The organism is Amycolatopsis sp. NPDC003861 (genome assembly GCF_053605405.1).
Genome location: NZ_JBSGJD010000353.1, coordinates 1 through 7,618, shown reverse-complemented (window position 1 = coordinate 7,618; position 7,618 = coordinate 1). Strand labels below are relative to the sequence as shown.

Here is a 7,618-nt window from a genome sequence, read left to right as displayed (position 1 = left end):
CCGCTGCCCCGGCGGGCCGGCCGCCGGCCCGGGCGGCAGCTCACCCAGCACCGGGCGGAACCGCAGCCGCGTCGCGTCTTTGACGACGAATCCGTCCGCGGACGCTTCGCCGGGCACCTCGGCCTGACACCCGGCGAGGAGGAGGGCGGCGGCAGCTGCGAGGAGGATCCGCACAAGGAGTCATCCTGGTGGAAAAGCGGACTTCCGGGAAGCGCGGTCAAAGCGGTTCTTGGTACATGGCCAGGACTCGCTGCAGCTGCGCTATCCGCCGCTGCGCCTCCTCCAGCCGGCTCTCCAGCTTCTCCCGCTCACGGCGCTCGTACTCGGCCCGGGTGAAGTGCAGTTCCATGAAGTCGACGACCCGGCCCAGCTGGTGCCGGCTGTCCTTCGACTCGGCCGCGACGAGCTCGACCTGCTCTTCGGCCTGGCGTCGGGCCTGGTTGATCTCCGCCAGCTCGACCCGCATGTTCTCGATGTGCGCACGTTCGCGACCGTGCAGGACGTGCAGATCCTGCTCGCGCTGCACGTCACCCGGCGAGACCACCGCTCCGGCCACCGCCCGGCCGGCGCGCAACCGTTCCAGGTCCGCTTCCAGCTGCCGGCACTTGGTCTCCTCGCGGGCCAGGCGGGCCGCCAGGTCCTGCTCCCGCCGCCGCAGATCGGACACCTCCTGCCGGGCTTCGGCGAGGCGGTCGCCCAGGTCGCGGGAGAAGTCGTCGAAGTCGTTCCGGACCACGACCAGATCGAGCTCCTGCGGGCCGGTGCTCGTCTCCAGCCGGGCGCGGGCCCGCTGCCACGGGCCGAGCGCTTCGCTGGGCAACCCGCACGCGAGCAGGATCGTCACCAGCTGGTGCTCGCGAGGCAGCCGGGTGCCGTTGAACAGGTCGGTCATGGTCGATTTGGCCAGCGACTTCGGGCGGTTCGACGACGACCTGGCCAGTTCGTCGTACGTCATCCCCGAGCGCGACCGGACCTGCCGCAGCAAGCCGGCGAAGTCGGCGACGCTGTTCGCCTGCTCCGGCACCAGATCGCCGAACAGGCCGGAAGAGGGGGAAACGACCACATCAACCGGTCGCACCAGCCGACCGGCGTGTTACGCGTCCCGTTCCGGCCCGTCCGCTCCCGTTCGCATCGTTCCGGCTTCGTTCGGATCGCTGTGGAACGCGCGGCGGATCGGGTCTTCTGGAGACATGAACTCCTCGAGCACCACGAACTCCGCAGTCCTGTTCGATTTCCTGAAGTGGGTGATGAGCTCCCGGGCCCGCTCGAAGGACATGCGCAAGCTGCTCTGCGTCGCCGGCGGTATCGCGGCGATCCTGATCGGCGTCCTCGTCGTGGGCCTGGCCGTGTCCGGCCTGTCCTCCGCCGCGGCCGGGGTGCTCTGCGGCGCCGTCGGCCACCGGTTCCGCGGCCGGAGACGCAGGGGCCGGGACGACGTCACTCCTCGGGCGGGAACAGGCGCGGCATGAAGGCCAGCATCAGCGCCGACCAGACCACGTGCGTCAGCAGCGGCGCCTGCACCCCGCCCGACCGGCCGCGCTGCCACGCGAACAACGTGCCCATCACCGCCGAGGCCAGCACCAGCGCCGGATTCCGGGTCGCCGTCGTGGAAAGCACGTACACCGCCGTGGCCACCCGGGCCCCCGACGCGTCGTACAGGGCTCCGCGGAAGAAGACCTCCTCCGCCGCTCCCGTGACCAACGTCGTCGCCGCCACCGAGGCCGTCGGGCCACGGCGGGCGTGGTCCAGGACCCCGGCGATCGCGCGGCGCAGCAGCGGGATGCGGCGGGCCACCAGCGCGCACCCGTAGAACACGCCGAACGCGCCCGCGCCCACGGCCACCGGCTGGACGACGTCCGCGCTCCCCCGGCGGACCGGCCCGGCGGCCCGGGCCCCGGCGAGCCAGGTGGCCGCGACCGAGGCCGTCAGCACGTGGAAGCGGCGGGAGCCGGGGCGGCTGGCCAGCGACGCGCCGAGCAGGCCGGATCCGGCGGCGGTCACCGCGGCGAGGAGCGGCTTCACGCCGGCCGCCGGCTCTTCGCGCGCTCGCCCAGGGCCTGCAGCACCGCTTCGTCGTAGCCCATCGGCTCGAAGTCGACGATCCGGCGGATCGCGTCGTCGCGGACCACGACCTCGTTGGTCATCGAGTCGATCAGTGCCCGCCCGGTCGTGACGTCGATGTCGGTCACCAGCGACAGCCAGTACGACGAAAGCCGCGGGGACAGCAGCGGGACCGGCAGGATCACCAGCGGCCGGCCCTCGATCGCCGCCACCCGCTGCAGCATGTCGCGGTAGGCCAGCACTTCCGGGCCGCCGATGTCGAACGTCCGGCCCGCGGCCTCCGGGTGGTCGAGCACCCCGACGAGGTAGCGGACGACGTCGGCGATCGCGATCGGCTGCGTCCGCGTGGTGACCCAGCGCGGGGTCACCATCGCCGGCAGGTGCTCGACCAGCTGCCGGGTCAGTTCCCACGACGTGCCGCCGTGGCCGATCACGATCCCGGCGCGCAGCACGGTCACCGGCACGCCGGACTCCCCGAGCAGCCGTTCGACCTCGCGCCGGCTGGCCAGGTGCTCCGACAGCGCATCGTCGTCGTCCCCGAGCCCGCCGAGGTAGACGATCCGGTGCAGGCCTTCCGCGGCCCGGGCGAACGCGCGCGCGGCATCGGCGTCACGGCGCTTGAAGTCCGCACTGTCGAGTGAATGCACGAGGTAGTACGCGGCTTCGACGCCCTTGAGCGCGTCCCGCAGCGAACCGACGTCGGCGACGTCGCCGCGGACGGCTTTCCCGGCGCCGCGGTACTTCGCCGGGTGGCGGGTCATCGCGAGCACCTCGTGGCCGGCCGCCTCCAGCGCCGGGCACAACCGGCTGCCGACGAACCCCGACGCCCCTGCCACCAGCACCCGCATGCCCGCGACGTTAGCCGGGACGGCCTTCGCGCGCAGATCGTCCGCCGCCGGCGAAGCAGACCGCGGCGACGACCCCGGCGCACCCGATCAGCTGCGCCCACCCGGGCGTCTCCCCGAGCAGGCCGACGCCGAGCAGGACCGCGCCGACCGGCTGCAGCAGCATCAGCGTCGCCCCGGTGGTCGCGGACATCCGGGGCAGCGCGGCGGAGATGAGCAGCCAGCCCGCCAGCTGGCCGACGCCGGCGAGCGCGATCAGCCAGCCGAACGCGGGCCGGCCCGGCGTCAGGTCGAGCGTGCCGGTCGGGACGCCGAGCACGACGGCGACCACCCCGGCGGAGACCGTCGCCAGCGCCAGCGAGTGCGCTTGCGTGCCGGTGCCGCCGCTGAGCCGGATCAGGAAGAGGTAGCCGGCGTACCCGGCGCCGGCCAGCAGCGCCGCGACCGCGCCGGTGACCGGGTCCGGGCCGAACGAGCCGGTGCCGGCGAAGCCGCCGGCCAGCACGATCCCGGCGAGCAGCACGGGCACCGCGGTGAGGAACCGCTTCGACGGCCGTTCGGCCAGGAACGCGAAGGCCAGCAGCGGCACGATCACCACCTGCACGGCGAGGAGCACGGTCGCGATGCCGGCGCCGACCCGCGGGATCGCTTCGCCCCAGAGCACGAAGTCCAGGCCGAGCCCGGTCCCGGCCAGCAGCGGGAGGAGCACCCGGCGCCGACCGGGTGTGCGCCGTTCGCGCCCGGCCAGCAGGAGCAGCACCGGCAGGGCGAGCAGGCAGCGCCAGAAGGCACTCGTACTGCCGCTGACGTGCGAAACCTTGATGAAGACCGACGACAGCGAGATGCAGAAGCTGCCGAGGGCGGCGAGCAGCCGCGGGTCGAGGCGGCGGGTGAGCGTCGGGGCGGTCGTGAGCACGTCTTCAGCGTGCGGGCGCCGACTGTCAAGGACAAGCGAATGTTTCTGCCTGGAATTCGGTAGCATCGCTACCGTGTTCGGACTCGAGCGGATGCGGGCGTTGCACGCGGTCGCGACCCACGGCTCGGTCGCCGCGGCGGCCGAATCCCTGCACGTCACGCCGTCCGGGGTGTCCCAGCAGCTGGCGAAGCTGGAGCGCGAGGCCGGCCAGCCGCTGCTGGAGCCGCGCGGCCGCGGTGTCCGGCTGACGAAGGCGGGCCAGGTGCTGGCCGGGCACGCGGAGCGGATCCTCGCCCAGGTCGCCGAGGCGAAGGCGGACCTGGAGCTGCTGCGCGACGACGTCATCGGGCCGCTGCGGATCGGCGCGATCCCGACGACGGTCCACGCGCTGCTCCCGCCCGCGCTGGCCACCCTCGCCGCGCAGCACCCGCGGCTCGCGGTGACGCTGCACGAGGGCGAGGCCGAGCAGACGATGCCGCGTGTGCTGGCCGGCGACCTCGACGTCGCGGTGCTGGAGAGCTGGACCGACCACCCGACGTTGATCCCGCCGTCGGCGGCGAGCAGCACGCTGTTCTCCGACGTCGCCGACCTCGCCCTGCCGGCCGGGCACCGGCTGGCCCACCGCAAGGCGGTCGACCTGTCCGAAGTGGACGATCTACCGTGGATCGGCTGGAGCGCGGGTTCGGGGTGCCACGGGTGGCTCGTCCGGGTGCTGCGCAAGCAGCGGATGGAGCCGCGGATCAGCTGCACGGTCGGCGGCTACCCGACCCAGCTGGCCCTGGTGGCGGGCAACCTCGGCGCGGCGCTGGTCCCGCGGCTGGCCCGCGACCGCGTGCCGGAGGGGGTGCGGATCCTGACCACGCGGCCGGCGCTGAGCCGCACGATCCACGCGGTCTGCCGGGCGGGCGAGGAGGACCGCGGGGCGGTGCGGGCCTGCCTGGAAGCGCTGCGGGCGGCGTCGGCGCGGTTCGAAAGCGCGGGCCGGGTCACCGGCTGAGCCGCGCCACCATCTCGGTCACCAGCCGGCCCGGGCGCCGGTGGTGCACCAGGAAGATCTCCCGCTCCGGCCGGGCGTCCGCCGCGTCGCGGACCTCGACACGGGCCGGCCCGACCCGCTCGAGCACGCTCTCCGGCACGAACGCGATGCCCAGCCCGGCTTCCACCAGCGCCACGATCACCTGGTAGTCCCGCGTCTCGTACGCCACCCGCAGCGCCACGCCGGCGGCGTCGGCGAGCTGCTCCAGGCACGCGCGGTTGGGCACGCCCGGGCTGCCGGAAATCCAGTCCTCCGCGGCCAGCGCCCTCAGGGTGAGCCGGCGGGCGCGCGCCTTCGCGTGCCCCTTCGGCAGGATCAGCCGGAACCGCTCCGAACGCAGCAGCGACCGCTGCAGGCCGCGCGGGTCGGGCAGTGGTGCGCCGGGGTACCGGTGGGTGATCAGCAGGTCGAGTTCGCGGGAGCTGACCAGGCCGTACCCGTCCGGCGGCTCGAGGTCGCGCAGCCGCAGCGCCACGCCGGGGTGGTCCCGGCGGAAGCCGGCGAGCGCGGCCGGCACCAGGGTCATGCCCGCGCTCGCGAACGTGCCGACGGTGAGCTCCTCGTCGAGCAGCGCCCGGACCGTCCGCTCGGCCGTCCGCAGCTCCCCGACGATCGCCTCGGCGTGGACGAGCAGCGCCTCCCCGACCGGCGTGAGCGTGACGCCGCGGGCGTGGCGGTCCAGCAGGCGGGCACCGACGTCGCGCTCCAGCTTCGCCAACTGCTGGGAGACGGCGGACGGCGTGAAGGAAAGCCGTTGCGCGGCCGCGGCGATCGAGCCGGCGTGGGCGACCTCGGCCAGCACGGCCAGGCGGTGGGCGTCGAGCACGGAAGCCTCCAGCCATAAGTCCTGCTTAATCCAGCATAGAAGACGTCGCTGGTGCTTACGGCGGGCCGCGCGCATGCTGGAGCCATGATCAGCACTGCGGATGTCGAACGGGCGGCCGCGCGCATCGAGGGCCGGGTCCGCCGGACGCCGGTGCTCGCCGCGGACGAAGGCGTGTGGTTCAAGCTGGAGCAGTTGCAGCACACCGGGTCGTTCAAGGCCCGCGGCGCCTTCAACCGGATCATCGCCGCGGGCGAGCAAACCGGCGTCGTGGCCGCTTCGGGCGGCAACGCCGGCCTCGCCGTCGCCTACGCCGCCTCGGAATTCGGCCTCCCGGCACGGGTCTACGTCCCGGCGACCGCGCCCGCCGTGAAGGTCGCGAAGCTCCGGCAGCTCGGCGCGACGGTGGAATTGGTCGGCGAGAAGTACGCCGACGCCTACGACGCGGCCGTGAAGCACGCGGCCGACTCCGGCGAGCTCTTCTGCCACGCCTACGACCAGCCGGACATCTGCGCCGGGCAGGGCACCCTCGGCCTCGAACTGCTGGAGCAGGCCGGCGACCTGGACACGATCCTGGTCGCGGTCGGCGGAGGTGGCCTGCTGGCCGGCGTCGCCGCCGCGGTCGAAGGCCGGGCGCGGGTGGTCGGCGTCGAGCCCCGCACGATCCCGACGCTGCACTCCGCCTTGGCCGCGGGTGAGCCGGTCGCGGTCGACGTCGCCGGCATCGCCGCCGATTCTCTGGGCGCGACCCGGCTCGGTGACATCGCCTTCGCCGTCGCCACCCGCACGGACGCGGGCTCGGTGCTGGTGGACGACACCGCGATCGCCGAAGCGCGGGCGGCGTTGTGGGACCGCTACCGCCTCGCCGTCGAACCCGGTGGGGCGACCGCGTTCGCCGCCCTGCTCTCCGGCGCCTACCGGCCGGCGCCGGGCGAGCGCGTGGCCGTCCTGCTCTGCGGCGCCAACACCGACCCCGCCACGCTCACTTCCCCGACAGCCGCGCCACCACCGGGGCGAACTCTTCGAGGAACGCGCCGTTGACGCTGAAGTAGGACACGCCCTGTTCCTCGCGGCGGCGTTCGAGCTCGGCCACCATCTCGTCGACGTCGCCGCGGAGCAGGCCGAGGGAGTCGTGCTCGATGAGCGTCTCGGCGTCGACGCCGATGAAACCGCGGATCCACGGCGGCACCTCGGTGCCGACGACCCAGATGTTCATCGCGAACTCGATGTCGCGATCACCGGCGGCGGAACGGACTTCCTCGACGTGCCCGGTCATCTCCTCGCGGGTGGTCAGCACGCCGCCGGCCATCGTGACGATGTCGGCCTTCAGCCCGGCGAGGCGGCGCACCTTCGGCCCGCCGGCGGCGATCATCACCGGCGTGTGCCCGCCGCCGTCGAGCCGGCGGACGTGGTCGACCGTCTCGGAAACCGCGTCGAGCCGGTCCTGTCCCGAACCGTACGGGAGCCCGAGTTCCCCGGCCTGCTGACGCATTTCCGGCCGCCCGGTGCCGAGCCCGAGCTCGAACCGGCCGTCGGTGACGACGGTCAGGCTGTGCGCTTCCCAGGCCGCCGCGCGCGGCGTGCGCAGCGGGCTGGCCAGGACGAACGAGCCGACGCGCAGCTCGGTGGTCGCCGCGGCGGCCGCGGCGAGGGCGGCGGTCGGTGTCGGCATGTTCAGGTTGTCCGGGCACAGCACGGTCGAGTAGCCGAGTTCTTCGGCCCGGCGAGCGGTGGCCAGCCACTTCGCGCCGCCCTCGGTCGCGCCCGCGACCACGCCGAACCGGAACGCCTTCTGCGGCATCGGAACACCCCCACGTCGTTGGTCCTCCGATCAAACCACCGGTGCCCCCGGCCGTGCCAACACCGCCCGGCGCACCACCCCCGGCAGCCCCGCGTGTAAAACAACCACGTGTACAAGGTGACCAGCGGGCCGGCGG

At 73.8% G+C, this 7,618-nt stretch carries 9 protein-coding genes; 3 read left to right on the top strand and 6 right to left on the bottom strand.

Translation table 11 applies throughout. From position 1 onward, the window contains the following. Nucleotides 1–217: 217 nt before the first annotated feature. Nucleotides 218–1,078, bottom strand: coding sequence for a helix-turn-helix domain-containing protein (locus tag ACWEVN_RS44470; protein ID WP_449684197.1), 861 nt, complete (start codon nucleotides 1,076–1,078; stop codon nucleotides 218–220). A gap of 112 nt (nucleotides 1,079–1,190) precedes the next feature. Between ACWEVN_RS44470 and ACWEVN_RS44465 the strand changes: the two genes are divergently transcribed. Further along, the gene (locus tag ACWEVN_RS44465) at nucleotides 1,191–1,469 is read left to right on the top strand and encodes a hypothetical protein (RefSeq protein WP_449684198.1); all 279 of its coding nucleotides are present in this window, start codon (nucleotides 1,191–1,193) and stop codon (nucleotides 1,467–1,469) included. On the opposite strand, the gene ACWEVN_RS44460 is transcribed toward ACWEVN_RS44465, so the two are convergent. The 3 genes from ACWEVN_RS44460 to ACWEVN_RS44450 are packed head-to-tail and all read right to left on the bottom strand — an operon-like array spanning nucleotide 1,438 to nucleotide 3,822. Beyond that, a complete protein-coding gene (locus ACWEVN_RS44460; protein WP_449684199.1) occupies nucleotides 1,438–2,022 on the bottom strand; it encodes a CPBP family glutamic-type intramembrane protease in 585 nt (194 codons plus the stop codon). The two genes, ACWEVN_RS44465 and ACWEVN_RS44460, sit on opposite strands and share 32 nt — an antisense overlap. Further along, a complete protein-coding gene (locus ACWEVN_RS44455) occupies nucleotides 2,019–2,909 on the bottom strand; it encodes an NAD(P)H-binding protein (RefSeq protein WP_449684200.1) in 891 nt (296 codons plus the stop codon). Before ACWEVN_RS44455 ends, ACWEVN_RS44460 begins: the two co-directional genes overlap by 4 nt. Nucleotides 2,910–2,919: 10 nt before the next feature. Continuing rightward, nucleotides 2,920–3,822: a DMT family transporter gene (locus ACWEVN_RS44450; RefSeq protein ID WP_449684201.1), complete on the bottom strand. Its 903-nt coding sequence runs from the start codon at nucleotides 3,820–3,822 to the stop codon at nucleotides 2,920–2,922. A 73-nt stretch (nucleotides 3,823–3,895) separates the two neighbouring features. On the opposite strand from ACWEVN_RS44450, the gene ACWEVN_RS44445 reads away from it, so the two are divergent. After that, nucleotides 3,896–4,819 carry a LysR substrate-binding domain-containing protein gene (locus ACWEVN_RS44445; RefSeq protein WP_452055302.1) on the top strand — a complete coding sequence of 308 codons (924 nt, stop codon included), beginning with the start codon at nucleotides 3,896–3,898 and terminating at the stop codon, nucleotides 4,817–4,819. Here ACWEVN_RS44445 and ACWEVN_RS44440 read toward each other — a convergent pair. Beyond that, nucleotides 4,809–5,684, bottom strand: a complete 876-nt coding sequence (locus ACWEVN_RS44440; RefSeq protein WP_452055301.1) for a LysR substrate-binding domain-containing protein — start codon at nucleotides 5,682–5,684, stop codon at nucleotides 4,809–4,811. The genes ACWEVN_RS44445 and ACWEVN_RS44440 overlap by 11 nt on opposite strands. Before the next feature lie 84 nt (nucleotides 5,685–5,768). On the opposite strand from ACWEVN_RS44440, the gene ACWEVN_RS44435 reads away from it, so the two are divergent. Beyond that, entirely contained in the window at nucleotides 5,769–6,722 is a 954-nt protein-coding gene (locus tag ACWEVN_RS44435) for a threonine/serine dehydratase (RefSeq protein ID WP_452055300.1), read from the top strand. On the opposite strand, the gene ACWEVN_RS44430 is transcribed toward ACWEVN_RS44435, so the two are convergent. Beyond that, the gene (locus tag ACWEVN_RS44430) at nucleotides 6,664–7,482 is read right to left on the bottom strand and encodes an LLM class flavin-dependent oxidoreductase (RefSeq protein WP_452055299.1); all 819 of its coding nucleotides are present in this window, start codon (nucleotides 7,480–7,482) and stop codon (nucleotides 6,664–6,666) included. The two genes, ACWEVN_RS44435 and ACWEVN_RS44430, sit on opposite strands and share 59 nt — an antisense overlap. Nucleotides 7,483–7,618 lie beyond the last annotated feature (136 nt).

Excerpts from the sequence above, each read along its gene's own strand:
- ACWEVN_RS44455 (WP_449684200.1), bottom strand. The coding sequence starts at position 2,909 with ATGCGGGTGCTGGTGGCAGGGGCGTCGGGGTTCGTCGGCAGCCGGTTG.
- ACWEVN_RS44430 (WP_452055299.1), bottom strand. The coding sequence starts at position 7,482 with ATGCCGCAGAAGGCGTTCCGGTTCGGCGTGGTCGCGGGCGCGACCGAG.
- ACWEVN_RS44465 (WP_449684198.1), top strand. The coding sequence starts at position 1,191 with ATGAACTCCTCGAGCACCACGAACTCCGCAGTCCTGTTCGATTTCCTG.
- ACWEVN_RS44435 (WP_452055300.1), top strand. The coding sequence starts at position 5,769 with ATGATCAGCACTGCGGATGTCGAACGGGCGGCCGCGCGCATCGAGGGC.